This window comes from Halorubrum sp. AS12, assembly GCF_051122765.1.
GTDB lineage: Archaea > Halobacteriota > Halobacteria > Halobacteriales > Haloferacaceae > Halorubrum > Halorubrum trapanicum.
This window is the reverse complement of the sequence record NZ_CP185385.1, coordinates 774,405-800,827: the sequence shown is the minus strand read 5'-3', so window position 1 is coordinate 800,827 and position 26,423 is coordinate 774,405. Positions and strand designations below refer to the sequence as shown.

Here is a 26,423-nt window from a genome sequence, read left to right as displayed (position 1 = left end):
GGAGCTTCCGGCTCCCGGCGGAAGTGTCTTGTCCCCTCCCGCTCCGTTCGAACCGTTCCCACGACTCCGCCGTATTCAAATACGCGCGCGAAGACCAACGCGTATGGAGCAGATCGACGACCAGTACGCGCCCGCGGACGTCGAGACCGCGGTCGACGAGTACTGGGACGACCACGACGCCTACGAGGCGGCGAAGGAGGCGCACGCCGACGACCCGCCGTTCTTCTTCGTGGACGGCCCGCCGTACACCTCCGGGCAGATCGACCTCGGCACGGCCTGGAACAAGACGCTGAAAGACGCCGTCATCCGGTACAAGCGGATGACCGGCTACCGCGTCACCGACCGTCCCGGCTACGACATGCACGGGCTCCCGATCGAGGTGAAAGTCGAGGAGGAGCTCGGCTTCGAGAACAAACGCGACATCGAGGAGTACGGGATGGAGGCGTTCATCGAGAAGTGCAAGGAGTTCGCCGTCGAGAACCGGGCGGCGATGGACGAGGACTTCAAGTCCATCGGCGCGTGGATGGACTGGGACGACCCCTACGAGACGATAGACCCCGAGTACATGGAGGCCGCCTGGTGGGCGTTCTCCGAGGTCGCCGACAACGGTCTCGTCGAGCAGGGGAAACGCTCCATCTCGCAGTGTCCGCGCTGTGAGACCGGGCTAGCCAACAACGAGGTCGAGTACGAGGACGTCGAGGACCCCTCGATCTACGTGAAGTTCCCGCTCGCCGACCGCGAGGGGAGCCTCGTCATCTGGACGACGACGCCGTGGACGATCCCCGCGAACACCTTCGTCGCCGTCGACGAGGATCTGACCTACAACGCGGTCCGCGCGGAGAAGGACGGCGAGGAGGAGGTGCTGTACGTCGCGGAGGAGTGCGTCGAGGACGTACTTCAGGAGGGCCGATACGAGAGCTACGAGGTCGAGACCGAGCTGACCGGCGACGAGCTTGTCGGCTGGGCGTACGACCACCCGCTCGCCGACCGCGTCGCCGAGTACGCAGACTTCGAGGGCGCCGGGCAGGTGTACGCCGCTGACTACGTGGAGGCCGACCGCACCGGACTCGTCCACTCCGCGCCGGGCCACGGGGAGGAGGACTTCCACCGCGGCACCGAGCTCGGCCTGGAGATCTACTGCCCCGTCCAGCCGAACGGCGAGTTCACCGAGAGCGCCGGCGAGTACGCCGGGCAGTTCGTCCGCGACGCCAACGACGACATCGTCGACGACCTCGTCGCCGACGGCCACATGCTCGCGCACGGCACCGTCGAGCACAGCTACGGCCACTGCTGGCGCTGTGACACCGGGATCATCCAGCTGGTCACCGACCAGTGGTTCATCTCGATCACGGACGTGAAGGAGGACCTTCTCGACAACATGGAGGAGTCCGAGTGGCACCCGGGGTGGGCGCGGGACAACCGCTTCCGCGACTTCATCGAGGACGCCCCCGACTGGAACGTCTCCCGCCAGCGGTACTGGGGGATCCCGATCCCCATCTGGGTGCCGGAGGACGCCGACTCCGGAAACCTCGACGAGGACATGATCGTGATCGGCACCCGCGAGGAGCTCGCTGAGCGCGTCGAGGAGGACGTCGACCCCGAGTCGATCGACCTCCACCGGCCCTCCGTCGACGACCTCACGGTCGTTGAGGAGGGGACGACCTACCGACGGATCGACGACGTGTTCGACGTGTGGATCGACTCCTCGGTGGCGTCGTGGGCGACGCTCGGCTACCCGAGCGACGAGGCGGCCCACGAGGAGCTGTGGCCCGCGGACCTCATCATCGAGGCGCACGACCAGACGCGCGGCTGGTTCTGGTCGCAGCTCGGGATGGGGACCGCCGCGGTGGACCAGATCCCCTACGAGGAGGTGTTGATGCACGGCTTCGCCAACGACGAAGACGGCCGGAAGATGTCGAAGTCGGTCGGCAACATCGTCACGCCCGAGGAGGCGATCGACCGCGCCGGCCGCGACCCGCTCCGGACCTACCTCCTCAGCCACGACCAGCAGGGGGTCGATCTCGCGTTCGAGTGGGACGGACTCGGCGAGATCCAGGGCAAGCTCAACATCCTCTGGAACGTGTTCCGGTTCCCGCTGGAGTACATGGCCCTCGACGGCTACGACCCGGCCGACGCCGACCTCTCCGACGGCGAGCTCGAACTCGTCGACGAGTGGGTGCTCTCGCGGCTCCAGTCCGTGGAGACCGAGGTCGCGGACGCCTGGGACGACTACCGGGTCAGCGACGCGGTCAACGCCGTCATCGAGTTCGTCACGCAGGACGTCTCGCGGTTCTACGTGAAGGCGGTCCGCGACCGCATGTGGGAGGAGGCCGACTCCGCCTCGAAGCGCGGCGCCTACGCCACGCTCGCGACCGTCCTCGACGAGGTGATCCGGCTGCTCGCGCCGATCGCGCCGTACCTGACCGAGCGGATGTACCAGCGGCTCGACGGCGAGGCGACGACGGTCCACGCGCTGTCGTACCCCGAGCCGGACGCGGCCCTGCGCGACCCCGACCTCGAACGCGACGTGGCGGTCTTCCGCGACGTCGAGGAGGCCGCCGCGAACGCGCGCCAGCAGGCGGGCCGCAAGCTCCGCTGGCCCGTGCCGCGCGTCGTCGTCGAGACCGACGACGAGACGGTCGCCGGAGCGGTCGACCGGCTCGAAGCGCTGATCGCCGACCGCGTCAACGCGCGCGAGGTGGTCGTCACTGACGCGTTCGAGGAGCTGGTCGAGACCGCGGAGCCGCAGATGGCCGCCATCGGACCGGCGTTCGGCGGTGACGCCCAGAAGGTGATGGAGGCCGTTCAGGGCGCGACCCGCGCGGCGGTCGAAGCGGGCGAGGTGACCGTCGACGGCGAGCCGGTCGCCCTCGACGACGAGATGGTCGGGTACGTCGCGGAGCCGCCGGAGCACGTCTCCGGTACCGACTTCGAGGGCGGCACCGTCTACGTCGACACCTCCTTGACCCCCGACATCGAGTCCGAGGGGTACGCCCGCGACGTGATCCGCCGGATTCAGGAGATGCGCAAGGAGCTCGATCTGGACGTGGAGGCAAGGATCCGTGTCGGAGTCGACGTCGACGACGGCCGCGTCGCTGACTTCGTCGACGACCACGCCGACCTGATCGCCGGCGAGGTGCGCGCCGACGCGTGGCTCGACGACCCGAGCGACGCCGCGGCCGCCGAGGGCGGTCTCGTCGAGGAGTGGGAGGTCGAGGGTATCGCGGTCACGATCGGTATCGAACCGGTCGCGTAGCGGTTCCGACGGCTCGGGCGTTCGGTTCGGTTCCCCGTTCGGGACGGATCGAATCAATCCGCCGTCGCCCGCCAATCACGCCGCCGCCGAAACCTATAGGTGCGTTCTTTACTCACGGTCGACCATGTATGTCCGGGCGGCCCGGCCCGACGACGCGGAAGCACTGCGGACCGCGGTCTCGAGAGCGCGCGAGGAGACGGTGTTCGACGACATCGGCGCGCCCTTACTCGACGTGTCCGCCGCGGGCGTCCGCGAGGCCGCCGCCGAGGCCGAGTGGACGTTTCTGATGGAGAGCGACGGGGACGGCCCCGTCGGGCTGGCGATCGCACACCCGGACCCCGGCGGAACGGAGGCCGAGCTGCTGGCGCTGTGGGTTCACCCGAACCGTGTCGGAGAGGGCGTGGCGAACGAACTCCTCGCCCGCGTCGGAAACGCGCTCGCCGACCGCGATATCGAGGTGCTCCGCGCGACGGTTCCCCGGACCGCCCCAGCGCGGAGGAGTTCTTCAGCACGCACGGGTTCGCGCCGCGAGGGACCCGCCGAAGCCCGGCGGGCGACGAATCGGTCGTCGTCGCGGACCCGCGCGAACTCACCTGACGCGGTCGAACCGACCGCCGCCCCGTCGGTCGCTCGCCTACTTCAGGCGCTCCTGGAGGAACGACGGGTGAGCCGCGGTCACGCCCTCGACGCCGAGCAGCTTCTCGGAGATGACGTCGCCGAGTTCGTCGCCGTCGCTGGCTCGCACCTCGGCCATCAGCATGTGGTCGCCCGAAGAGGTGTACAGCGCCTGGACCTCGTCGAGCGACTTCAGCTCCCGTGTGGCCTCCACGTACTGGCCCGAATCCACGTCCATCCCCACCATGGCGATCGACTGCGAGGAGAGCTTCTTCGGGTCGACCTCCGCGGAGTAGCCGACGATCACGCCCCGGTCTTCGAGGCGGTCGATGTACTTTCGCACCGTCGGCTTCGAGACGTCGGCTCGCTCGGCGATCTCTCCGCAGGACGCCTGCGCGTCCTCTTCTAACACGGAGAGGATCCGTTCTTCCGTCGATACCGTACTCATACCACTCCGTTTGTCACCAATGAAAAAATACCTTGCGAATCAAAAAACGAACTCACCGCGCCGTGAACGGCCGTCGACCCCGTTCAGGCGTGTTTGTCGAGGAACATGTCGTGGGAGCGCTCCCACTCGTACTCGTCGTCCCAGTAGCGCTCGGCGAGCGGTTCGTCGGGCATCTCGCCGATCGCCTGCTTCTCCTCGGTGTACGAGGGGCGCTCCTCGTCGACGTAGAAGCGACCGGTGAGCACCTCGCCCTCGTAGAGCGACTCCTCGGTCTCGCGCATCATCTCCTGGGCCTCGACGCGGTCCGTCTTGTCGAACTCGTAGTCGTCGGACTCGTTGACGTCGATGTACGGGACGTACTGGCGCGCGTCCTTGTTCCAGGTCGGACACTGGGTGAGGAAGTCGACGTGCGCGAACCCGTCGTGTTCGATCGCCTCGATGATGATCTCCTTCGCCTGGTTCGGGTTCACCGCGGCCGTACGGGCGACGTAGGAGGCGCCGGCGTTCAGCGACATCGAGAGCGGCTTGATCGGCTCCTTGGCGCTGCCCGAGGGCTGCGTCTTCGACTTGTGGCCCTTCGGGCTGGTCGGGGAGGTCTGCCCCTTCGTGAGCCCGAAGATCTCGTTGTTGAACACGATGTACGTCATGTCGTGGTTCTCCCGGGCCGTGTGGATGAAGTGGTTCCCGCCGATCCCGTAGCCGTCGCCGTCGCCGCCGGCGGCGATCACTTCGAGGTCGGGGTTCGCGAGCTTCGCGGCGCGGGCCACGGGCAGCGAGCGCCCGTGGATCGTGTGGAACCCGTACGTGTCGAGGTAGCTGTTCAGCTTGCCGGAACAACCGATCCCGGTGCAAAGCAGGGTCTCCTCGGGCGTGCGCCCGACCTCCGGTAGCGCCTGCTTGAGCGCCTTCAGGACGCTGAAGTCACCGCAGCCCGGACACCACGTCGGCTGCGGCTCCACGCCGGGGGTGTACTCGTCGCGGTCGATCTCTCGCTCCTCTCCGATTGCTGAAAACGTGCTCATTGGTTAGTCACCTGCGGCTGGGACGAAGGTGGTCTGATGGCCGGACGCGTCGCCGTCGCCCTCGACGACCGCGGCCTCGAACCCGTCGACGATCTCCGCCGGCTCGAACGGGTTCCCGTTGTACTTCAGCAGGCTCGACAGCTTCTCGCCGTAGCGGCCGAGGTTCTTCTGGACGAGCCCGCGGAACTGTCCGGACGCCGTCATCTCGACGACAAGGACCTCGTCGACGCTCTCGACGAACTCCGCGACCTGCTCGGTCGGGAACGGCGCCATGTCGGAGACGCCGTACGACTTCACCGAGACGCCGGCGTCGTTGAGGCGACCGACCGCCTCCTCGACGGTGCCCTGCTGGCTCCCGAACGTGAGGATGCCGTACTGGGCGTCGTCGGGACCGGCGTAGGAGCCGGTGTCCTCGGTGTCGAGGTCGGCGCGGATCGCCTCCAGCTTCTCCGTGCGGCGGTCGATCTGCGCGACGCGGTTGTCGGGCGACTCGGCGATGTGACCGGTCGGGTCGTGCTCGTTGCCGGTCGCGAGGAAGCGACCGCCCTTCTGACCGGGGATCGAGCGCGGCGAGACGCCGTCGCCGACATCGTGCTGGAACCGGTGGAACTTCCCGTCGGCCGAGTGCGGCTCGTCCGCCAGCGCGTCCTCGGAGAGCGTCTTCCCGAGCGTCGGGTTCGGCTCGCGGTCGAAGTGGCTCTTCGGGACGTTGGTCATCTCGCCGCCGAGCTTCTGATCGTACAGGAGGATCGACGGGATCTGGTACTCGTAGGCGATCCGGAAGGCGAGCCGCGACTGCTCGTACGCCTCCTCGACGGTGCCGGGCGCCAGCACGACGCGCTGGGAGTCGCCCTGCGAGGTGTAGAGAACGTGTTCGAGGTCGGACTGCTCCGGCTTCGTCGGCATCCCGGTCGAGGGACCGGCGCGCATGGCCTCGACGAGGACGATCGGCGTCTCCGTCATCTCCGCCAGCCCGAGCGGCTCCGACATCAGCGCGAAGCCGCCGCCGGAGGAGCCGGACATGGCCTTCACGCCGGCGTGGGAGGCCCCGACCGCGAGCGCGGCCGCGGCGATCTCGTCTTCGACCTGCTCGGAGATCCCGCCGAGCTTCGGCAGGTTCTTCGTCATGATGGTGAACACCTCGGTCCACGGCGTCATCGGGTAGCCGGCGATGAACCGGCATCCCTCGTCGATGGCGCCGTAGGAGATGGCGTCCGAACCGGACATGAGAAGCTGCTGTTCGTCGTGTTCGCCGGTCGGGACCGACACGTCCGGGGCGTCCACGTCGTACTCCTCTCGCACCTGGTCGTACGCGATCTGGAGGATCTCGAGGTTCGGCTCGAGGATCTTCTCCGGCATCGCGTCGCGCATGAGGTCCTGGACGTGGTCGAGGTCCATTCCGGTCAGCGCGCAGGTCGCGCCGACGCCGGCGGTGTTCCGCATGACCTCGCGGCCCTGGTCGCGGGCGAGTCCGCGGAGGTCGAGGGGGTACACGTGCCAGTCGTTCTCCTCGGCGCGCTCCTCGAAGTTCGGGATCTCCGAGGCGTCGAGGAGTCCCTCGTCGTACACGATGATCCCGCCCTCGCGGAGCTCGTCGAGGTTCTCGGAGAGGGGTTTGATCTCCTCGTTCCCGTAGACGGCCTCCTCCTGCGGGTTGCGGGCGAACGAGTCGCCGAGCGCGAGCAGGAAGTTGTAGCCGTCTCCGCGGGATTCGACGGGGTCCGCCGACGCGCGGACCTCGGTGTAGGTGTGGCCGCCGCGGATCCGCGACGGGTAGTGCCGATGCGTGAAGACGTTAAGCCCCGATCGCATCAAGGCCTTCGCGAAGTTCTGGCTGGTGGAAGCGATCCCGTCACCGGATCCTCCCGATATCCGCCAGATGAGTTCGTCGTCAGTCATAATGGTGTGTGAGCCCGTACGGGCCTCGTAGGTCGACGTTACATTGGTTCCCTCTTAGGGCTTGCTATGGAATCGCAAGGGACAATCATGAAGGTCTATTAGGGTGCCACAGGTTCGCACAACTCCGGCGGGGTCTTCCGCGCCCTTTTACTTCGGCGGACGCCGAACGCGGGCATGCTCACGTTCATCGGACTCGGTCTCTACGACGAGCGGTCGATCACCGTCGAGGGGCGCGAGGCGCTGCGCGGGACCGACCGGGTCTTCGCGGAGTTCTACACCAGTCGGCTGGTCGGCGCCGATGTCGCCGACCTGGAGGCGTACCACGATGTCGACGTCGAGGTCCGCGACCGCGCCGGCGTCGAGCGGGACCCGGAGCCGATCCTCGAGGCGGCCGAGTCCGGCGACGTGGCGTTCCTCACCGCGGGCGACACCATGATCTCGACCACCCACACCGACCTCCGGCTCCGTGCCGAGGAGCGCGGCATCGACACGCGGGTGATCCACGGCGTGACCGCGCAGTCGGCCGCGTCGAGCCTGACGGGTCTCCAGAACTACCGGTTCGGGAAGGCGACGACGCTGCCGTTCCCGTACGCCCACGGCGGCGACGACGTGCCCGCGAGCGTGGTCGAGACGATCGAGGCGAACCGGGAGCGCGGGCTTCACACCGTCATCTACCTCGACATCAAGGTAGGAACGGGTCCGACCGGACCCGACCCCGACCACGAGGAGTACATGACCGCCGACGTCGCCGCCGACCTGCTCGCCGAGGCGTGGGACGACGAACTTGCCGTCGTCGTCGCGCGCGCCGGATCGCCCGACGCGGTCGTCGCCGCCGACCGGCTGAGCGCCCTCGCCGACCGCGAGTTCGGCGACCCGCTCCACCTGCTCGTGATCCCCGGCGACCTCCACCACGTCGAGGCGGACGCCCTCGTCGGTCTCGCCGGCGCGCCGGAGTCGCTCGTCGAGGAGTGACCGGCTCGCGGAGCGGAGCGCTCGACGCGGTCGAACCGCTCTCCCGCTGCCTGCGGTGGTCTCGCGTCGACCGCCGAACTGACCGCGCATTTGATTACCGTGCTTTTCGTTATCACGAACCATGGACGACGTACCCGTCGACCGACTCATGTCGACCGACCTCACCACGATCGGCCGAGGAGCCGCCGCGGCCGACGCGGCGAAAAAGATGCGTGAGACCGGCGTCAGCTCGATTCTCGTCGTCGAATCCGACGGGACGCTGGCCGGCCTGATCACCGCGACGGACTTCGTCGCGCTCGTCCGCGACAACGACCCGAAGGACCGGACACCGGTCGAGGCGTTCATGACCACCGACGTCGTCACGGTGGGCCGCGAGGACACCGTCGCGGAGCTGGCGGAACCGACCGCACACGGATACACCCATCTCCCGGTGACCGACGGCGACGGCAGACCGATCGGGATGGTGTCGACGACGGACCTCACGGCGTACCTCTCGCAGGCGGGGTGACGAGCCGATCCCCCCGGACGGAACGGAGGCGCGGTCGCCCGGGCTGTGCGTTCCGGAAGAATAATGAGACACGGTAACACACGACGGGCATGGATCTCGACGACAGAACCCGCGTCGCGGACGTGATGTCGGCGCCGCTGGAGACGATCGGCGCGGACGTACCACTCCGAGAGGTCGCCCGACGCATGCGGGATCAGGACATCAGCGCGCTCGTCGTGACGACCGGCGGCGGGTGTATCGTCACGCAGAGCGACGTCGTCGGGGCGGTCGCCGACGAGCGCGACCTCGCGGCGACGACGGTCCGCGACGTGATGACCGAAGACGTCGAAACGGTGACGCCGGACCTCATGATGCAGGAGGTCGCCGCGATGATGACGATGTACGGCGTGAAACACCTCCCGGTCGTCGACGACGACTACGTCGGGATGGTCTCCTCGACGGACATCGCCGAACACCTCTCCTGAGACGGGTTCGGGGCGCGACTCCCGAATCGGCGGCGGATCGCTCCTCAGAACAGCAGCAGCGGCAGCCCGGCGACCACGCCCACGGCGATCAACAGGAGGTTCCAAAGGAACACCGGCCGGACCAGCTCCCGCGCGATGCTCGCGGCGAAGGCGGTCTTGATCAGGATGCTGGCGGCGGTGCCGGCGACCACGCCCGCGACCGCGGTGTCGACGCCGATCTGTCCGGTACCCAGCAGCGAGACCGCTGTGGTTGTCGAAGTCCCCGAGGACACCAGTCCGGCGAGGAAGGAGGTGGCGACGAACCCGCCGGCGCCGAACGTCTCCTCGGCGACCGCGGAGACGAGCAGCACGACGAGGAAGAGGGCGCCGAAGGTGAGCGCATTGCCGAGGCTGAACGGTGAGGTCAGCTCCGCCTCCAGGTTCGTCCGCCAGTCGCTTCGCCACACGGCGACGCCGATTCCCGCGAGGGTGATCGCGCCCAGGGGCGCGCCGACGACGAGCGCCGCCTCCGGGACGAAGACGGCCACCACCGCGGCGTTCCGGAACGCCATCGCCGCGTTCGCGAGGAGGATCGAACCCACCGCTATCTCGCCGAGGTCCGTCCGCCCCTTCGCGCGCTTGGCCATCTCGGCGACGACCGCCGTCGAGTTCACCAGCCCGCCGAAAAAGCCCGTGACGGCGTAGCCGCGCCCCTGATACCGCTTCACCAGCACGTAGTTGACGAATCCGATGGCGCTGACCGCGACCACGAGCGACCAGACGAGCCGCGGCTGGACCGCGTTCCACGGGTCGATGGTCTCGGCGGGCAAAAGCGGGAAGACGACGAACGCGAGGATGGTGAACTCCACCGCGCTGCGGACCTCCTCGCGGGAGAGCCCCCACGCGAACTCGTGGAGTTCGCGCTTCAACACGAGCAGTAGCGACGATAACACCGCCACCGTCACCGACTCGATGAACAGCCCCTCCGCGACGAGGACCCCGACCCCGTAGGCGACGAGCATCGACGCCGACGTCGTCAGCGAGAGACCGTCGACGTCGTCCTCCACGAAGCTCCGGACCGCCAACAGCACCGCGCTGGCGACCACCAGTACGCCGCCCACGACGAGCAGGCCCGGCTCGTCGAGTATCGAAAACACCGCGGCCGCGAGGCTGATCAGCGCGAAGGTCCGGATCCCCGCCGACTTCTGTGACCACTCACGTTCCAGCCCGAGGAACATGCCGAGCGCGGTCGCCAAGACCAGCTTGGCGACGTTCGTCTCCAGGTAGACGAACGGGTCGACCGCGTCCATCACCGCCGACCACCTCGTCGCGACCGTCCTCTCCGACCGGACCCCGGTGATCCGTCTCGTCTCCTCGCCGTCATGGTCGTTCGTACCCGTCGGTCACGTCTATAGCTTGCTATATAGTACTATGTATTTGCGGACGGTTTCAGGGACCCGACGCCGCTCCTACCGGTTCGTCGGCTCCCGCGGGAGGTCGAGCGCCTCCGTCAGGTCGTGTTCCTCGCCGGTGATGAGGTAGAGGACGTCCTCCAGGATGACCGCGAGTTCGGGCAGCTCGCGCACCGCGAGGAAGGTGATCGCGATGAGCGCCACAACCGCCAAAAGCTGGCTCATGATGCGGTCGGAGATGAGGAAGGAGACCCGATACGGGTCGGTCGCCCCGAACATCGTCAACACGAGATCCGGGTACCAGTGGATGTACTGGTTCCCCGCCACCACCGAGATGAACGTCGTCCGGAGGATGTTCAGGACGTAGATGAGCGGAATCGTCACCGCGAGCGCGCGGAGCTTCCGGGAGAGCGGCGCCTCGACGGCGGCCACGAGGCCGCCGAAGATGGCCATGCTCCCCAGTCCGGTACACGCCAGCACGATGTGGATGACGACGGTGTGGCCGTCCGCGAGGGTCCACGAGTACGCCGCCTCGTACCCCTCTCGACTCGTCACCGCCTCCGGCGCGTAGCCGAGCAGATCGATGAGCATCCCCGTCTGCGTCGCGACGACCTCGATGAGGACCCGACGGGGTTCCGGGACCGCGATCCCGGCGAACGTGAACGCCGGGATCGTCTCGAACGGCAGGTAGATGAACAGCATGATCGCGATGGCCCGGGTGAGGGTGAAAAGCGACGCACGACCGTCGTATAAGAGGTACCCGGCGTACACGCTGGCCGGGAAGCCGACGAGCGCGAGGATAGACTCGACGTAGCTCTGGTGTTCGAACGCGAAGTACGGCACCGTCGAGAGCCAGAAGAGGCCGAACAGCGCCCACGTTGCGGCCGCGAGCGTGCGGCCCGCGGAGAGTCCGCGGCTGTCCAGCAGCCACGCCGTCGCGAAGAGGACCGCGACGATCCACGCGAACGTGAACGTGTCGGGGATCACGCTCAACACCGCCGGCACGCCGTGGCCGAACATGTCCGTACGGTCCGTCGTCGTCGAATAAAGCCCTTGTCGTTGCGTGCGACACCGCCGTCAGAGCGTCGGACCGGGACGGCGCTACTCCGCTGCGCGTCGTGCTACCTGCTCGATACGAGAACTTACCGCTCCTCGCTGTCGGCTCGCGGCGTGTCACGCCGCTCGCTCAATATGAGGAGCTACCGCTCCTCACTGTCGAGCACGCGGATCTGGTCGCCGCGGACCGTCACCGGGATCGGGACGGTCGCCTCGTACAGCTCGACGGTCACCTGGTCTTTGCCCTCGTCGATCCGCTGAACGCGCGCCTTCTCGCCTTTGAACGGCCCGGCGATCAGCTCGACGATGTCGCCCTCGGCGATCCCCTCCACGTCCGGGGTCGGCGAGAGGAAGTGCTCGACCTCCGAGAAGGGGCTCTCGGCGGGACCGTCGCCGCCCTGAATGACGCCGTTAGCGTGCGGGATCTCGTCGAGGATCCGGCCGAACGCAGCGCCGTCGGTGGCCTCGACCATCACGTAGCTCGTGAGCTGGTCGGGGGCGATGACGGCCTGGATCTCGGGCGTCTCCTTCTCGGCGAGCATGTCCGCGACGGTGCGCTCCTGGCTCGCCGTCGTCTTGACCGAGTAGATCGGCATTACGCGCCGACCCCCGGGAGCAGGCTCATGATCGCGAAGATCAGGAAGCCGATGAACCCGATGAGCAGGATTCCGGCGCCGGCGATCTTCGACACCTGGAGGAACTCGTCGGTGCTCGGCGTGCTCGCCAGCTTCAGCACCCGAATGTAGCTGTTGAGATCGTACGGAACGTCCATGTTACCAGCGGATTCGAGACGAGACGGTTTTTACCTTTTGATGCGCCCCTGCGCGGTCGGACTACTCCACGTAGTCGATGTCCTCGACGTCGCTGGGGCCGCTCCCCTCCGGCGGCTCGCCGTTGTTGCCGTAGATCTGCGGCGACTCGACGCCGGTCACGACGATCATCGTGCGCATCTCGCCCTCCAGCTCGTCGTCGACCGAGGTCCCCCAGATGATCCGCGCGTCGGGGTCGATCCGGTCGTAGATCTCCTCGACGACGCCCTCGGCCTCCTCGATGGACATGTCGGTGCCGCCGGTGACGTTCACGAGCGCGGAGTTCGCGCCGGAGATGTCGACGTCGAGCAGCGGCGAGCGCAGCGCCGACTTCACCGAGTCCTGCGCCTTCGAGTCGGAGTCGGACTCGCCCAGCCCGATCATCGCGACGCCGCCCTTCTCCATCACGGTCCGGACGTCGGCGAAGTCGAGGTTGACGAGGCCCGGCATCGTGATGAGCTCCGTGATCCCCTTCACCGAGCGCATCAGGACCTCGTCGGACACCTTGAACGCCTGCCGGACCGGGAGCTTCCCGACCGCGTCGAGCAGGCGGTCGTTGGGGACGACGATGACCGTGTCGCTCACGTCGCGGAGCCGCTCTAAGCCGGCTTCCGCGTTCGTCCGTCGGACCTCTCCCTCCGCCGTGAACGGCGTCGTGACGATGGCGATGGTGAGCGCGCCCGACTCGCGGGCGGCCTTCGCGACGACCGGCGCCGAGCCGGTCCCGGTGCCGCCGCCCAGCCCGGCGGTGACGAACACCATGTCCGAGCCGTCGATGGCGTCCTGGATCTCCTCTTGGGACTCGATGGCGGCCTCCTCGCCCACCTGCGGGAGCGAGCCGGCGCCGCGGCCCTGCGTCTTCTGCTGGCCCATGAGGATCTTCGTGTCGGCCTCGATGTTGACGAGGTGCTGGACGTCGGTGTTCGCGGCGACCAGCTTCGCGCCGTGGATCCCCTCCTCGGTCATGCGGTTGACCGTGTTGCCGCCGGCGCCTCCGCAGCCGACGACCGTGATGTTCGTCTGGAGGTCCTGGAGGACGTCCTGTAGCTCGTCGTCAGTCATCGTCCCGGTCTGTGGCGGCGCGCCGGCGCTCCCTCCGGCGGCGCTCTCGCCGGCTCCCCCGGCGTCCTCTGCGGGGGCCTCTTCGGCTTCGTCGATGGCGTCCTCTACGATGGAGTCCATTATATGGTGTCGTTGCGACCCGGACGTATTTATTTTTGCCCGTTCGTCTGACGCGAGTCGGACGCCAAAATCGCCGGTATTCGCGCCCGATCGCCCGAGTACGGCCGCTCGGTCCGGTATCGGACGATCGATGTCATTTATAAATTACTCAGTCCAGCGCGTCGCCGTCGATCGGGAACCGATCCGTCCGCGTCCGCGACACGTCGCCCGGCTCGACGGTCTCCCCGTCGACGTCGACGGTCTCCCCGTCGGCGAGCCGCCCGAACGCCGGTCCCTCCGGGACGCCTCGTTCGGCCGCCAACCCCGGATCGAACGCCGTTTCGCGGGCGACGACCGCACCCTGCTCGGGGAGCGCCTCGACCGCGTCGTAGCCCGTCTCCAGCACCGCCGCCAGTCCCTCGACGAGGTCGGCGTACCCCGGTGTACCCGGGGCCGTCGCGAACGCGACGCTCTCGGCCGCGCGGGTCCCTCCCTGTTCCGTGTCGAACGCGACGGCGACGGACTCGACCGCCTCTCGGGCGGCGTCGGCGTCGAGTCCCTGCGCCCGCGAGAGCAGATCCGTCGGGAGGTCGCGGACGCGGACTGCGTCGCCGATCGCATCGGCGTCGCCGTCGACTCCGGCGGTCGCGTCGCCGTCGCCGTCGACCGCGGCGGCCGCGACCGCCTCGGCCGCCTCGGCTGCCTCGTCGACGACCGCACCGAACCGCAGTCCCTCGTCGACGGGACCGATCGCCGCCTCCAGACGCTCGACGAGCGGGAGCGGCGCGTCGCCGACCTCGCGGACCCACGTCTCGCTCACGACCCGGTGGCCGAGGTCCTCGACGACCGCGGCGAGGTCCGGGTGGTCCCCGTCGATCACGGCGCGCTCGGCGCGGCTCCGCTCGAAGGCGGCCTCGATCACGTCGCGGTTCGCCGCGGGCGCGCCGAGGTCGGCGAGCGCCCAGTCGGCGCCGACGTGCCCCACCGCCCACTCGGTCTCGCGGACGATCCGGGTGAACCGCGGCGCGTAGTGGCCGCCGCCGAAGCCGACGACGTGGCGGGGGCGACCCTCGGAACCATCGGACAGGTCTGCGCCCGTCCCGCGGAGGTCGAGGACCGCCCGCGCGACCGCCGCGGCCGCCTCGGGGTCTTCCCACTGCGGGTCGTCGGAGCCGAGTTCGACGAACAGCGACGGGACGGCGACGTCGGTCGGTCCGTGGTGCGTACACTCGATGCCGACCTCGTACCCGTCGGGCGCGTGTCGCGCGAGCGCCTCGACGACGCGCTTCTCCGCGCCGGGCGCGGCCCGCGCCAGCGACTCCGGCTCGCCGCCGTACTCGGCGCCGCCGAAGTTCCCGGTGACGTGTGCGGTCAGCAGCTCCCCGGTCTCGCCCGAGTGTCTGGAGACGAACGCGAGGAACGCCGGGTCGCAGTCGAACGCGGCGGCCGGGTCCGACAGGCGGATGTGGAGGTCGTCGAACTCGCGGAGCTCGAACCCCGCCGTCCGGTAGTAGGTCCCGCCGCCGTCTGCGTCCGGCAGCGAGTCGTCCTCGCGAGTCTCCCAGTCGCCGACTTCCAAGAGCCGCTCGCCGATGTGCGCCGAGGCGCTGTCGGCCCGGCTGACGACGATCGCTATCACGTCGTCGACTCCGCCGCCCGCGACCGAATACCCGTCGGTTCCGGTCTCCGGGACCGACCCCGCCGCGCCCTCGTCGACCGCCACCGGTCCCCCGCGCTACGGGAGTAACAGGTAGACGAAGACGCCGTAGCCGACCGTGAGAACCGCTCCGTCGACGCGGGTGATCCGCTCGCCGTACGCCATCAGACCGACGGCGCCCGCCGTGAACGTGAGCAGCGCGGGGAACTCGAAGCCGCGGACACCGGGGGCGACGCCGATGGGAGTCACCACCGCGACGATGCCGATGACCGCGAGGACGTTGTAGATGTTCGAGCCGACGACGTTGCCGACGCTGAACTCCGCCTCGCCGCGCACCGCGGCGACGACGCTCGCGGCCAGCTCCGGCAGCGACGTGCCCAGCGCCAGCACCGTGAGTCCGATGAAGATGTCGGAGAAGCCCGCGGCCGACAGCAGCGACTCGCCACCGTCGATCAGCCACCGCGAGCCGAGCACGAGCGCGACGATGCCGCCGACCACCGTCGCGACGTCGCGCGCCTTCGCGTCGGGCATCTCGTCGCGCTGTTCGTCGGAGATGGCCGACTGGTTCCGGTGGACGTTACGGAGGACCACGGCGGTGAACGCGGCGAGCGCCGCGAGCAGCACCGCGCCGTCGACGAGACCGATCCGGCCGTCCCAGCCGAGACCGACGAGCAGCAGCGCGGCCAGCACCATGAACGGGACGTGCCGGCGGAACACGGTGTCGGAGACGTCGAGCGGGCGGATCAGCGCGGAGATCCCCAACACCAGCCCGATGTTGGCGATGTTCGATCCGACGATCGCGCCGAGTCCGATGTCGGTCGACACGGTGACGGCGCCGAGCAGGGAGACGAAAAGCTCCGGGGCGGTCGTCGCGAACGCGACGACGGTGACGCCGACGGTCGACGCCTTCAGCCCCACGGCGAGCGCGAGGTCGCTCGCGCCCGACACGAGGAGTTCGGCGCCGGCGTAGAGGAGGGCGACACCGCCGGCGATCAACAGCAGTTCGACGAGTGGCGACCCGGGCAGCACGGCTCCCGGTTCGGCGGCGCGTTTCAAAAGGCTCGTGATCCCTGGTCGGTCGGGAACGCGCCTGCTACCGCTCCGCGATCAGGCGTGCGCCGACCGGAACTCGCCGTGTTTCACGCCGAGCGCGAACGCGATTCCCCCGAAAACGAGCATCGACGGGACGACCATCATCAGCGTCGTCTGAAGCGCCATCGGCGTGGCGACGATCAGCCCGGCGGCGCCGATCGCGACGATCAGTATGAGCACCGCTACCGCGCGCGGAAGGTCGAACTCCATGGACGCGGTACGTCGCGAGCGATCCTAAACGTTCGGTCCGCGGCTTCGGGGCCGCGCTCACGCCTCGATTATCTCGTCTTCCTCCTCGTCGGGGATCCGGATCTCCCCGTCGAGCGCGACTGTCGCGAGTCCGCCGACGCGGACCCCGTCCGTCTCCACGCGAACGCGGACGTACCCGGGCCGGTCGACGAAGTGTCCCTGTTCGAACCGCAGCTCGTCCGGTTCGTCGCCGTCGAAGGCGTCGACGTGCCGGAGGTACTCCCCGACCGCCCCGCTCGCGGTGCCCGTGACCGGGTCCTCGGAGATGCCGAGGGAGGGGACGAACGCCCGACCGTGGAGCGTCGAGTCCCCTTCGAGCGCGTCGAAGGTGAACGCGTACACGCCAGCGACGTCGAACTCCTCGGAGAGGCGCTCGACCGCCTCGTCGTCCGGGTCGGCCTCCCCGAGCCGCTCCAAGAAGTTCACGGGGACGACGAGGAACGGCAGCCCCGTCGACGCGACCGCGACGGGGAGGTCCGCACCGACGTCGCGCAGCGCGGCGGGGTCGACCCCGAGGGCAGACGCGACGCGATCGAGGTCGACGTCGACGACCTCGACGTCCGGCGCCTGCTGACGCATCCAGACGGTGCCGTCGTCGTCGACCGCGACCGTGAGGTCGCCGACGTTCGTCCGGAGCGTGCGCTCGCCGCCGTCGATCGCCCCCTCGGCGAACAGGGCGCCGTAGGTCGCTATCGTGGCGTGCCCGCAGAGGTCGACCTCCGTGGTCGGCGAGAAGTAGCGGAGACGGTCGTCGGCCGCCCCCTCGCCGTCGGTCAGGAACGCCGTCTCCGAGGCGCCGAGTTCGGCGGCGACGGCGGCCATCCGGTCGTCGCTCAGCCCCTCGGCGTCGGGGACGATGCCGGCGGCGTTCCCGGCCAGCGACTCCGCGGCGAACGCGTCGACGAGCAGCGCGCGTCGGGTCTCCATGTCGACCCCTCCGCGAGTCACGGACAAAAAGCCTCCCGAGCGAGTCGGCGACGCCGGCGCCGCGACCGTCGCGGCCGTTTTCGCTCACTTCGTTCGGCGGCGGACCACGTCGCCGAACTCGAACCGCGCGCCCCCGCCGTCGGCGTCGGTCGCCCGCACGGTCCACCCGTGGGCCTCGGCCACCGCCTTGACGATGCCGAGTCCGAACCCGGTCCCCTCCGGACTCGTGGTGTATCCCGTCTCGAAGACGCGCTCGCGGTCCGATTCGGGGATCCCCGGTCCGTCGTCGGCGACGTAGAGGACGTCGTCGTCCCAGCCAACGGTCACCGTCGGGGCGTCGCCGTCTTTCGAACCGCCGTGTTCGGCGGCGTTGCGGAACAGGTTCTCGAACAGCGTCCGGATCCGCGAGGCGTCCCCGACGACGGCACCGAGCGGCTCGGTCTCCAGCGTCGCGTCGCCCGTCGCTATCGTGTCCCACGCCTCCTCGGCGACGCGGTCGAGGTCGACGGCTTCCGCGTCGACGACCCGCTCGCCGAGCCGAGCGAACGAGAGCGCGTCCGCGATCAGCTCTTCCATGCGATCGAGCGCCTTCGCGGTTCGTTCCAAGCGCTCGTCGTCCCGCGACTCCCGGACCAGGTCGACGTTGCCCGCGGCGATGTTCAGCGGGCTGCGGAGGTCGTGGCTCACGACGCTGGCGAACTGTTCGAGGCGGTCGCGCTCGCGGCGCATCTCTGCCTGGGTCTCCCGGCGCTCCAGCTCGTACCCCACCCAGCGGGCCATCAGGTCGACCAGCGTCGCCTCCCACTCGGAGAACGGGACGGGCCGGTCCTCCCGGTCGTAAAAGCAGAACGTCCCGTACACGTCGCCGTCGACGACCACGGGAGCGCCGACGTAACAGGAGATCCCCTCCTGGACGAACCCGGGACGCGAGGACAGTTCCGGGTCGGACGCGATGTCGCGCACCTGAAGCGAGGCCTCGGCGGTCACGACGCGCTCGCAGTTGGTCTCCTCGAGGTCGACGACCGCGCCCGCCCCGAACGACCCCGTCGAGTCGTCCGCGACCTCGACGACGTACCGACTCCCCTGAACGTGCGAGAGCAGCCCCGACTCCGCGCCGAGGACGTCGCGCCCGAGCGCGAGCAGCTTCTCGACCTTCCGCTCGAACGGGTCGTCCTTCGCGGAGATGATCTCGTAGAGCCGACGCATCACGCGCTCCCGGCGCTCCAGCTCCTCCCGCTCCTCGACCGCCTCGGTGACGTCGCGGAAGTACACAGAGACCCCGCTCGCGGACGGGTAGATCCGCGCCTCGAACCAGCTGTCGGCCGGCTCGTAGTACGTCCGCGCGTCGGTCGGCTCGCCGGTCTCGCGGGCGCGCTCGAAGGCGGTCTCGAACTCCGTTCCGGCCGCGTTCGGGAACGCGTCCCAGATGCTCGTCCCGACGAGTGCGTCCCCGTCGGTCGCGCCGTTGCCCGCTGTCGCGTCGCCGCCCTCTGTCGCGCCGTCATCCGCTGTCGCGTCGCCGCCCGCTGTCGCGCCGTCATCCGCTGTTGCGCTGTCGACGCGCCCCTCCGCTGCGTCCGCTCCGCGCCCGTCGACCGTGTCGGCGAGCGCGGCCGCCTGCGCGTTGAGGTACGTGATCGCGTCTTCGTCGTCGACGGCGACGAAGCCGTCCGCCATCCGATCGAGGACCTCGAATCGGTCCTCGCCGAACGGGAGCGTTTCCGCGTCCGACCGGTTGGCCGTGACCGCTCGACAGATCCGCTCCGCGACCGCTTCGGCGACGCGCTCGGTGGAACCGGCCGATTCGCCCTTTCGGACGTATCCCGTCGCGCCGGCGTCGACGGCCGCGGCGGCGATTCGCTCGCTGCCGGCGTCAGTGACGAGAAACACCGGGATCGTCGAATCTCTGTCGCGGGCGCGACGGAGGACGTCGAGTCCGCTCTCCGCGTCGTCGATCTCGGTCCTGTCCCGGCCGCCTCGGTCCTCCCCGTTCTCCGTTCCGACGATTGCGTACTCGGTGACGACGCAGTCGTACGACTCGCTCTCCACGGCGGTCGCGGCGGCCGCGTGATCGCGGACGCGTCGTATCGTCGCGTTTCCCGGGGACCGATCGAGCGCATCGCCCAGCGCCGCGGCGAAGCGGTCGTCGCCGTCTGCGAGCAGCACGCGCACGGGCTCCGTGGGCATCGTTCACATTTTCTCCCCTACTCACTTGTGTATACGGGTCTTCAGACGGGAACTCAGGTCGGTCGATCGAATCCGGCCGCGACGCGGGCCTCGCCCCCGTCTCCCCGTGCGCCGATGTCAATCCTTTTGCCTTCGACCGCGGATGGGTGTGTATGGGTCTCTTCGACCGGCTGCGAGGGAGCGACACCCCGCGCGTGGCGTTCATCGGGATCGACGGGCTCTCGTACCGGCTCGTCGCCGACAACCCGGAGACGTTCCCGACGCTGTCGGCGATCGCGGACAACGGTGAAGGTGGGGGGATCGACAGCATCGTCCCCGCGGAGTCGAGCGCGTGTTGGCCGAGCCTCACGACGGGCAAGAACCCGGGCGAGACGGGCGTGTACGGGTTCCAGGACCGCGAGGTCGGCTCGTACGACACGTACGTACCGATGGGCCGCGACGTCCAGATCCCGCGGCTGTGGGACCGCGCGACCGACGCGGGGCTCGACGCGACCGTGATGAACGTCCCCGTCACGTTCCCGCCGCAGCGGACGGTCCAGCGGATGGTCTCGGGCTACCTCTCGCCCGACCTCGACGCGGCCGCGCACCCGGAGGAGCTTCGCGAGTATCTCACCGGCAGCGACTACCGGCTGTCGGTCAACGCGAAGCTCGGCCACAAGGCGGACAAGACCGAGTTCCTGACGCACGCCCGCGAGACCCTCGACGCCCGCGCCGCGGCGTTCGAGCGGTACGTCGAGCTGGACGACTGGGACCTCTTCGTCGGCGTCTTCACCGCTCCCGACCGCGTCAACCACTTCCTGTGGGGCGACTACGAGGACGGCGGGACCTACCGCGAGGAGCTGCTCTCGTTCCACGCCGCGCTCGACGAACACATCGGCTCGATCCGCGAGGCGCTCCCGAGCGATGTCACGCTCGTCGTCGGCTCCACGCACGGGTTCACCCGACTGCGGCACGACGTCTACTGCAACGAGTGGCTCGAGCGCGAGGGGTGGCTCTCTTACGAGGGCGACGACCACGACGCGCTCGCCGACATCGACGACGACGCCCGCGCCTACTCGCTCGTTCCCGGCCGCTTCTACCTCAACGTGGAGGGCCGCGAGCCGAACGGCGTCGTTCCCGAAGACGAGTACGAGGAGACGCGCGCCGAACTGCGCGAGGCGCTGGAGTCATGGACCGGGCCCGACGGCGACCCCGTCGCCGACCGCGTCGTCGACCGCGAGACCGTGTTCCGGGGCGACCACGCCGCCATCGCCCCGGACCTCGTCGTCGTCCCGAACGACGGGTTCGACCTCAAGTCCGGGTTCCAGTCGCACGACGACGTGTTCGACGCCGACGGGCCGCGAACCGGGATGCACGCCTTCGACGACGCCGCGCTGTTCGTCGACCATCCGGACGCGACGGTCGGGGACGCGGACCTCCTCGACGTCGCCCCCACCCTCCTCCGCCTGCTCGACGTCGACTACGGCCGCACGGACTTCGACGGCGCCAGCCTGGTCTGAGCCTCCCGCGCCTCTCCATCTCCCCGCACCTCTCGCGCCTCCCCGCTCCGGCCGACCGAATTGAAGTGAGTTCGCCTCCACCGGCCGGTATGGAGCGCACCCCCGACGGGACCCCCGTCGGCGTCGACGACCCGTACGCGGTCGCCGGCGTCTGCGACCACCTCACCGACGACGGTCGCTGCCGCTTCGCGCTGACTCGGGCGGGCGACGACCCCGAGTTCGCGGCCGACCGGCGCGCAGACGGCTACGACTGTCACGTCGGCGCAGACGGCGAGTGGCCCGCGTGCCCGCACTACCGGTCGACGACCGACGCGAAGACCTGCGTCCGGTGCGGGGTGGCGGACGTGCGCCTGGCTCACGACGACTCTCGCCCGCTCGTGGAGGAGCATCACCTCTCGTACGGGGAGGGCAGCGACTCACACGAGATCACGGTCGGGCTGTGCCGCTGGTGTCACGCCAAAGTCCACGAGTCGATCGCCCGGATCGACGACGACGCGAGTCCGGACCCCGAGGCGATCGCGGAGCGCGAGCGACGGCGCGAGGCGCAGCGCTCGGCGTCCGCGTTCGAGACGGCCAGCGAGAAATACGATCCCGAGGAGTGAGTGGCGTGGAGGTCGAACTCGGACGCCGACCGACTCAGGCGTCCGACGCCGGTCGGATCAGGTTCGCCAGCGCGACGAGCAGCCCGAGGAACCACCCGAGCGGTACCGAGATACCGATCCACATCAGGACGTAGCCCAGCCCGGGCAGCCCCCACTGCTCGCCGAACCTCTCCAGGTCGAACGCGCCGCGGAGAATCTCGTTGATCCCCCCGACCGCGAGGAACGTGTCGAGGATCCACTCGGCGAGGTCGTAGCTCGGCGGGAGGATCAGCTCTTCCAGCGTCGGCGTGACGAGCGCGGCGACGACCGGGGGCAAGAACAACGCCGTCATCGCGAACGGGTACGCGAGCAGGACGCTGACGAACCGCCCGCCGACCTTCGAGAAGCCGGCTGCCAACGCGGCCGAGACGACAGCCACCGCGCTGGCCGCGCCGACCGCGATCACCGCGTCGAACGGGAGTTGGAGGTGCGTGATCACCGTCAGCGTCCCCCAGACGACGGCGGCGACGAGCACGGCGCCCGCGACGCCGATGCGGGTGACCGCCGAGTCGAGCTTCGCCGCGTAGTATCGCGTGGCGAACCCGACGAGCAACAGGGGGTACGCGACCGCGACGAGCGGCGCGCCCAGCATCGCCCAGAGGTAGTAGCCGACCGACTGAACGGTCGTCTCGGGCTTCCACTTGCCTAAGACCGCGCTCGGGTCGAGCTGTCGCGGGAAGACGATCTCCATCCACGTCTCGTGGAGGCGAACCACGTCTAAGAAGAGGGCTTCCACCAGCCCGATTTGTCCTCGGCGTTCCATTTGCCTCACGTCGCGTGCGCCACGACGTGAACTTTGTGCCTTCGGCTGCGTCGTTCTCGCGACCGATACCCGCGCCGACAGTCTTAAAGAACCGTACTGGCCTACGTACCCGTATGAAACGACGTGGGCTGCTCGCGGCACTCGCGGCGTCGACCTCGGTCGCCGTCGCCGGGTGTGCCGGCCAGAACCAGAGCTTCGACCTCGACGCGGAACCGGCGCAGATCCCGGAGAGCGCGTACGCTGACGGGTACTCCGGTCAGGAGCCGCAGTCGTTCTCCATCGACCGGGGGTTCAACGCCACGGGCGTGAACGTGGAGGTGTCGGCGACGACGTGGGTCGCCCGATACACCAACGAGACGATCGGATCGGCGCTGTTCGTGGCGAGCACCCCGGACGAGTCGGTCGGCGGACAGTCCGTCAACCCCCTCGTCAGAGCCGACGGTGCGGAGCTCATTCGGCAGCTCCTCAACAAGGTCGATCAGCAGGGGATCGGCGGCAACGGGACCGATATCCAGACGGACGACATCGAAGAGGTGGGCGAGGAGACGCAAACGATCCTCGGCGAAGAGGACGTCACCGTCTCGAAACTCGAGACGACGGTCGACGCGGATGTCGCCGGTTCGAACGGTCAGAACGGCTCCGTCGAAGACGTGCCCGTCCTCGTCTATATCGCCACCGTCCAACACGGCGGCGACGTCATCGTACTGGTGGGTATCCATCCGGAAGAGATCGACCAGTCCGACCAGCTGCTCTCGATGATGGGATCGGTCGAACACTGATCGGTCTCGGCGACGCTCCCAGCGGTCCACTCCTCGTACTCTTGACCCGTTTCGAGGTCAAAAACTGCCCTAACTCTCCTGTGAATTCTCATTCGAATACCGCCGCTGTCTTGCGGTTATTTCTCTGATCGGAAGCTTTCACGTCCGTAAGTCATTTATAAGTGATCGGCCCGACTGAGAGATCCCGCGGTGTGACAAGAGGCGCTTCGCGGGCGCCGCGGTCGACCCTCGATACCGCGCTGCCCCGAGAGCGATCGCTCTGGCATCCGTGGCCCGTTCGCTATGACCCGGATGCGATCACTCCCATGGCTGTCGGTTGGCATTGCCGTCTGCTTCGTGATTGGTACTGTGGTGCTACTATCGGGAGCAAGCGTAGTCGTAGGTCAAAATCCAGATAATACTCCGTATTTAAATAAAACAGGTGATCCAGCTCCGATTCGCATCGGCCAATCCGAGCAAAACATTACTAACATAGAAATTTTGCTCTCAAATCAAACAGACAGGAGTGAAGAACTCAGATTGTATATTGATCTAGATAGTATTGAATCAAGAGGAGTCAATACGTCTTCAGCTTCGATATCAATCAACAATATCCAAAACGGTCATGTAGTTGATACTCAAAGGCTGGAATCACAGAATAGTACACTACTGAGAGCTAGTATCCACCCAGATAGCACTAGCCGTTCAATACAACTTGGTTCTGTTCAAATCTCCGGCATTAATACAAGTAATGCTCAAAAATCAACAAAGATACAGTATGATCTTGGGATAAACACAGGTTCTGGCTCATTTTCTATGGAGGCTACGGAAACCACAAACACCGGTTCGTTCAAAATCATTGACGGAACTATCCAAATTCATGATCAGGCTACTCTCTCACCCCAATTACATCGAGACACATACACTACTCCAGGAATAACAGTTGAAAATCTTAGTGGAAATATAAACTCAACATTATTTATTACTAAGGGGAAAGAAGACAAAATAATTGCGGTTCGAAACATCTCTAAAAATATTCTCAGAACGAAGCAGGCGATCTCCGTTGATACACCCTACCTTGGAGGCGATATTAAGGGAGTTCTTGTTGCTAACTCCACATTTACATTCTCTAATGAGACTATGAAAGGCCCGTTACCCTCCAACGTCACAGAGTCTGCCTTGTCAACGGATGAAGGTCGGATGGTTACTGCCAATATTAATTTAGCTAATACATCGTACAACTCATCACAGACAGACAAGATCTCAATCCCTAATGTTAAAATTTCAGACACACTCAATGACAACACTTCCTTTCTTGTTTCATTACATCCAGTCAACTCTACTGGATATATGTTACAAAACATAACAATAGCCAGTTCACGAGTATTAACGGGATGGAACGAGAATGTAAGCCTCTATTTCAATACCACAACTCATAAGTCTGGTATTTTCCGCAGTAATCGCTATGCTGCGGCTATTCAACTGGCACGTGGCTCCGAGGCTGGTGAGCTAATATCCCCAAAAAATTCTGAGTTACTGCGAAATTCAGAATCTGAATAAGCAGTTTGTTACTGATGGTGTCGCAGATTCTGGCGTGATTTCTATAAAAGACACTATCCAGACAAACATATCTCATTCTGATGCTGGTATCCAAATTAGACGTAATCAATCATTAGGCCGAGTTGTGTATTCTGGACAGCCCCTCTATTTCAATTCTAATCTAGATGAGAACAATGTTGAGCTACACAGAATACGTAATGATAATAAATCTCGTGTGATTTCTGTGGGAACTAGATTGAATAATTCGTCCAAAGTTGGATATAATACGTCAAGGCTTCTATCCGGGACGTATTTTATCCACTCCGATAGAGGAAATTCAGAGCAGTTTAAGATCATCGGAGAAACTAGAAAAAATATTGCTCTGGAAGATATCTCGGATAAGACTAATAATGGAGATCACATCCGAGCTTTAGTATCTCATAGCGTACCAACTCTGAACCTAATCCTGAATAGTACGACTAGTAGTACTACTACCACACTCGAACTCACGACCACAGATACGGGCCCTACGCCAATCTCAATCAACACGTACGCGTCGCCGGACTCTCCATCGGAGTTCGTCACGACCGGTCCCGGCGTCACCGTCGATTCGGTCACCGGGAGTACCGACCCACTCCCGCCCGGGACGTACGACCTCACGCTGCGGTCGGAACACGGTACCGCGGTCGCCAACGACACCGCCACGATTACGGTGGACTCCCGATCGACGACCGACATGACCGCGTACACCACGCGCGAGGCCGCTCCGGGGGACTTCGAGAACGCGACCGCGGTCCGGAACGCGATCGCCGACGAGACGCTCACCGCGGCGGCGACCGCGACCGCGAACGACACGGTGGTCTACGCCGTGAACGCGACCGGACTGACCGGACTCCCGGCGGCCGCGAACGCGTCGCTGGAGCGCGGCGCGGACCTCGACCGCCTCGACGGTCTCTCGTTCGGGGTGACGCGGGCGAGCACGGACGACGCCAACGGCTCCGTCGAGGGCGGTTCGCTCGGGCCGACCCCGAACGAGTCCGCGATCCACCTCGACCGCGACGGCCTGTTCCTCGTCGCCGACGGCGAGACCGCGTTCGGCACCGAGACGCCGCCCGCCGACGGCGAGACGTTCGAAGCCGGGTTCAGGGTCGATGACGACCGACTACGCCGGGCGGACGACGGCGACCACCCGGTGACGACGCGGGTAACGTACGCCGCGGCCGACTCGGTCGACGAGCACGTGGAGAACGGGAGCGAGGGCGGACCCGCTGCGGAACCGCAGTCGGGAGCCGAACCGACCGGTTCGTCCGGCTCGTCCGGGACCGGGACTGAGACGCCTGCCGAGTCGGGGACGTCGGGCGCCTCCGGCGCTCCGGGCGGCACCGATGGCTCGGGCGACCCCAGCGGCTCGGGCGGCACCGATGGCTCGGGCGGCACCGATGGCTCGGGCGGCACCGGCGGTTCTCCCGGTGCCGGTCCCAGCAGTTCGGCCAGCACTGGAAGCGCTCCG

General features: G+C 67.1%; 24 protein-coding genes and 1 pseudogene. 9 read left to right on the top strand and 16 right to left on the bottom strand.

From position 1 onward, the window contains the following. Positions 1–103 precede the first annotated feature (103 nt). Positions 104–3,256, top strand: coding sequence for an isoleucine--tRNA ligase (ileS, locus tag ACODNG_RS04040; protein WP_434522529.1), 3,153 nt, complete (start codon positions 104–106; stop codon positions 3,254–3,256). 124 nt (positions 3,257–3,380) lie between these two features. Beyond that, positions 3,381–3,853: pseudogene (locus ACODNG_RS04035) on the top strand (GNAT family N-acetyltransferase). 37 nt (positions 3,854–3,890) lie between these two features. Here the strand turns inward: ACODNG_RS04035 and lrpA1 are convergent. The 3 genes from lrpA1 to ACODNG_RS04020 all read right to left on the bottom strand — a co-directional run bounded on the left by lrpA1 (position 3,891) and on the right by ACODNG_RS04020 (position 7,240). After that, positions 3,891–4,319 (bottom strand): HTH-type transcriptional regulator LrpA1, encoded by a 429-nt coding sequence (gene lrpA1 / locus ACODNG_RS04030; RefSeq protein WP_434522528.1) that lies wholly within the window; start codon positions 4,317–4,319, stop codon positions 3,891–3,893. Between the two features lie 83 nt (positions 4,320–4,402). Next, positions 4,403–5,341, bottom strand: coding sequence for a thiamine pyrophosphate-dependent enzyme (locus ACODNG_RS04025; RefSeq protein WP_434522527.1), 939 nt, complete (start codon positions 5,339–5,341; stop codon positions 4,403–4,405). A 3-nt stretch (positions 5,342–5,344) separates the two neighbouring features. Next, a complete protein-coding gene (locus ACODNG_RS04020; protein ID WP_434522526.1) occupies positions 5,345–7,240 on the bottom strand; it encodes a 2-oxoacid:acceptor oxidoreductase subunit alpha in 1,896 nt (631 codons plus the stop codon). A 174-nt stretch (positions 7,241–7,414) separates the two neighbouring features. Between ACODNG_RS04020 and dph5 the strand changes: the two genes are divergently transcribed. From dph5 to ACODNG_RS04005, 3 genes are all read left to right on the top strand, one after another. Beyond that, positions 7,415–8,212, top strand: coding sequence for a diphthine synthase (dph5, locus tag ACODNG_RS04015; RefSeq protein WP_434522525.1), 798 nt, complete (start codon positions 7,415–7,417; stop codon positions 8,210–8,212). A gap of 121 nt (positions 8,213–8,333) precedes the next feature. Beyond that, positions 8,334–8,720: a CBS domain-containing protein gene (locus tag ACODNG_RS04010; RefSeq protein ID WP_434522524.1), complete on the top strand. Its 387-nt coding sequence runs from the start codon at positions 8,334–8,336 to the stop codon at positions 8,718–8,720. Between the two features lie 89 nt (positions 8,721–8,809). Further along, positions 8,810–9,184 carry a CBS domain-containing protein gene (locus ACODNG_RS04005; RefSeq protein ID WP_434522523.1) on the top strand — a complete coding sequence of 125 codons (375 nt, stop codon included), beginning with the start codon at positions 8,810–8,812 and terminating at the stop codon, positions 9,182–9,184. A gap of 44 nt (positions 9,185–9,228) precedes the next feature. Here ACODNG_RS04005 and ACODNG_RS04000 read toward each other — a convergent pair whose 3' ends face one another. From ACODNG_RS04000 to ACODNG_RS03955, 10 genes are all read right to left on the bottom strand, one after another. Beyond that, positions 9,229–10,476, bottom strand: a complete 1,248-nt coding sequence (locus ACODNG_RS04000) for an MgtC/SapB family protein (protein WP_434522522.1) — start codon at positions 10,474–10,476, stop codon at positions 9,229–9,231. A gap of 156 nt (positions 10,477–10,632) precedes the next feature. Continuing rightward, positions 10,633–11,595, bottom strand: a complete 963-nt coding sequence (artA, locus tag ACODNG_RS03995; protein ID WP_434522521.1) for an archaeosortase A — start codon at positions 11,593–11,595, stop codon at positions 10,633–10,635. Positions 11,596–11,774: 179 nt separating this feature from the next. Beyond that, positions 11,775–12,227 (bottom strand): transcription elongation factor Spt5, encoded by a 453-nt coding sequence (locus ACODNG_RS03990; protein ID WP_210113291.1) that lies wholly within the window; start codon positions 12,225–12,227, stop codon positions 11,775–11,777. Further along, positions 12,227–12,403 (bottom strand): protein translocase SEC61 complex subunit gamma, encoded by a 177-nt coding sequence (locus ACODNG_RS03985; RefSeq protein WP_017342689.1) that lies wholly within the window; start codon positions 12,401–12,403, stop codon positions 12,227–12,229. Before ACODNG_RS03985 ends, ACODNG_RS03990 begins: the two co-directional genes overlap by 1 nt. Before the next feature lie 61 nt (positions 12,404–12,464). Continuing rightward, entirely contained in the window at positions 12,465–13,622 is a 1,158-nt protein-coding gene (gene ftsZ / locus ACODNG_RS03980) for a cell division protein FtsZ (RefSeq protein ID WP_434522520.1), read from the bottom strand. Positions 13,623–13,770: 148 nt separating this feature from the next. Then, a complete protein-coding gene (locus ACODNG_RS03975) occupies positions 13,771–15,240 on the bottom strand; it encodes a D-aminoacyl-tRNA deacylase (RefSeq protein ID WP_434523053.1) in 1,470 nt (489 codons plus the stop codon). 96 nt (positions 15,241–15,336) lie between these two features. Beyond that, positions 15,337–16,287, bottom strand: a complete 951-nt coding sequence (locus ACODNG_RS03970) for a calcium/sodium antiporter (protein ID WP_434522519.1) — start codon at positions 16,285–16,287, stop codon at positions 15,337–15,339. Positions 16,288–16,365: 78 nt separating this feature from the next. Continuing rightward, positions 16,366–16,560, bottom strand: coding sequence for a DUF7333 family protein (locus tag ACODNG_RS03965; RefSeq protein WP_434522518.1), 195 nt, complete (start codon positions 16,558–16,560; stop codon positions 16,366–16,368). Between the two features lie 57 nt (positions 16,561–16,617). Continuing rightward, entirely contained in the window at positions 16,618–17,526 is a 909-nt protein-coding gene (locus tag ACODNG_RS03960) for a PhzF family phenazine biosynthesis protein (protein WP_434522517.1), read from the bottom strand. Between the two features lie 84 nt (positions 17,527–17,610). Then, a complete protein-coding gene (locus tag ACODNG_RS03955) occupies positions 17,611–19,713 on the bottom strand; it encodes an ATP-binding protein (RefSeq protein ID WP_434522516.1) in 2,103 nt (700 codons plus the stop codon). A 152-nt stretch (positions 19,714–19,865) separates the two neighbouring features. On the opposite strand from ACODNG_RS03955, the gene ACODNG_RS03950 reads away from it, so the two are divergent. After that, positions 19,866–21,212, top strand: coding sequence for an alkaline phosphatase family protein (locus ACODNG_RS03950; protein ID WP_434522515.1), 1,347 nt, complete (start codon positions 19,866–19,868; stop codon positions 21,210–21,212). 89 nt (positions 21,213–21,301) lie between these two features. Then, the gene (locus ACODNG_RS03945) at positions 21,302–21,814 is read left to right on the top strand and encodes a DUF7097 family protein (RefSeq protein ID WP_434522514.1); all 513 of its coding nucleotides are present in this window, start codon (positions 21,302–21,304) and stop codon (positions 21,812–21,814) included. A gap of 34 nt (positions 21,815–21,848) precedes the next feature. On the opposite strand, the gene ACODNG_RS03940 is transcribed toward ACODNG_RS03945, so the two are convergent. Further along, positions 21,849–22,589: a hypothetical protein gene (locus ACODNG_RS03940; RefSeq protein ID WP_434523052.1), complete on the bottom strand. Its 741-nt coding sequence runs from the start codon at positions 22,587–22,589 to the stop codon at positions 21,849–21,851. A 140-nt stretch (positions 22,590–22,729) separates the two neighbouring features. Between ACODNG_RS03940 and ACODNG_RS03935 the strand changes: the two genes are divergently transcribed. Continuing rightward, positions 22,730–23,395, top strand: coding sequence for a DUF6517 family protein (locus tag ACODNG_RS03935; protein WP_434522513.1), 666 nt, complete (start codon positions 22,730–22,732; stop codon positions 23,393–23,395). A gap of 282 nt (positions 23,396–23,677) precedes the next feature. Then, a complete protein-coding gene (locus ACODNG_RS03930) occupies positions 23,678–24,934 on the top strand; it encodes a hypothetical protein (RefSeq protein ID WP_434522512.1) in 1,257 nt (418 codons plus the stop codon). 417 nt (positions 24,935–25,351) lie between these two features. Here ACODNG_RS03930 and ACODNG_RS03925 read toward each other — a convergent pair whose 3' ends face one another. Together ACODNG_RS03925 and ACODNG_RS03920 are read right to left on the bottom strand one after the other, a co-directional pair. Beyond that, positions 25,352–25,768, bottom strand: coding sequence for a hypothetical protein (locus ACODNG_RS03925; protein WP_434522511.1), 417 nt, complete (start codon positions 25,766–25,768; stop codon positions 25,352–25,354). 6 nt (positions 25,769–25,774) lie between these two features. Continuing rightward, positions 25,775–26,368: a hypothetical protein gene (locus tag ACODNG_RS03920; protein WP_434522510.1), complete on the bottom strand. Its 594-nt coding sequence runs from the start codon at positions 26,366–26,368 to the stop codon at positions 25,775–25,777. Between the last annotated feature and the right edge of the window lie 55 nt (positions 26,369–26,423).

Excerpts from the sequence above, each read along its gene's own strand:
- ileS (WP_434522529.1), top strand. The coding sequence starts at position 104 with ATGGAGCAGATCGACGACCAGTACGCGCCCGCGGACGTCGAGACCGCG.
- lrpA1 (WP_434522528.1), bottom strand. The coding sequence starts at position 4,319 with ATGAGTACGGTATCGACGGAAGAACGGATCCTCTCCGTGTTAGAAGAG.
- ACODNG_RS04025 (WP_434522527.1), bottom strand. The coding sequence starts at position 5,341 with ATGAGCACGTTTTCAGCAATCGGAGAGGAGCGAGAGATCGACCGCGAC.
- ACODNG_RS04020 (WP_434522526.1), bottom strand. The coding sequence starts at position 7,240 with ATGACTGACGACGAACTCATCTGGCGGATATCGGGAGGATCCGGTGAC.
- dph5 (WP_434522525.1), top strand. The coding sequence starts at position 7,415 with ATGCTCACGTTCATCGGACTCGGTCTCTACGACGAGCGGTCGATCACC.
- ACODNG_RS04010 (WP_434522524.1), top strand. The coding sequence starts at position 8,334 with ATGGACGACGTACCCGTCGACCGACTCATGTCGACCGACCTCACCACG.
- ACODNG_RS04005 (WP_434522523.1), top strand. The coding sequence starts at position 8,810 with ATGGATCTCGACGACAGAACCCGCGTCGCGGACGTGATGTCGGCGCCG.
- artA (WP_434522521.1), bottom strand. The coding sequence starts at position 11,595 with ATGTTCGGCCACGGCGTGCCGGCGGTGTTGAGCGTGATCCCCGACACG.
- ACODNG_RS03990 (WP_210113291.1), bottom strand. The coding sequence starts at position 12,227 with ATGCCGATCTACTCGGTCAAGACGACGGCGAGCCAGGAGCGCACCGTC.
- ACODNG_RS03985 (WP_017342689.1), bottom strand. The coding sequence starts at position 12,403 with ATGGACGTTCCGTACGATCTCAACAGCTACATTCGGGTGCTGAAGCTG.
- ftsZ (WP_434522520.1), bottom strand. The coding sequence starts at position 13,622 with ATGGACTCCATCGTAGAGGACGCCATCGACGAAGCCGAAGAGGCCCCC.
- ACODNG_RS03965 (WP_434522518.1), bottom strand. The coding sequence starts at position 16,560 with ATGGAGTTCGACCTTCCGCGCGCGGTAGCGGTGCTCATACTGATCGTC.
- ACODNG_RS03960 (WP_434522517.1), bottom strand. The coding sequence starts at position 17,526 with ATGGAGACCCGACGCGCGCTGCTCGTCGACGCGTTCGCCGCGGAGTCG.
- ACODNG_RS03955 (WP_434522516.1), bottom strand. The coding sequence starts at position 19,713 with ATGCCCACGGAGCCCGTGCGCGTGCTGCTCGCAGACGGCGACGACCGC.
- ACODNG_RS03950 (WP_434522515.1), top strand. The coding sequence starts at position 19,866 with ATGGGTCTCTTCGACCGGCTGCGAGGGAGCGACACCCCGCGCGTGGCG.
- ACODNG_RS03945 (WP_434522514.1), top strand. The coding sequence starts at position 21,302 with ATGGAGCGCACCCCCGACGGGACCCCCGTCGGCGTCGACGACCCGTAC.
- ACODNG_RS03935 (WP_434522513.1), top strand. The coding sequence starts at position 22,730 with ATGAAACGACGTGGGCTGCTCGCGGCACTCGCGGCGTCGACCTCGGTC.
- ACODNG_RS03930 (WP_434522512.1), top strand. The coding sequence starts at position 23,678 with ATGACCCGGATGCGATCACTCCCATGGCTGTCGGTTGGCATTGCCGTC.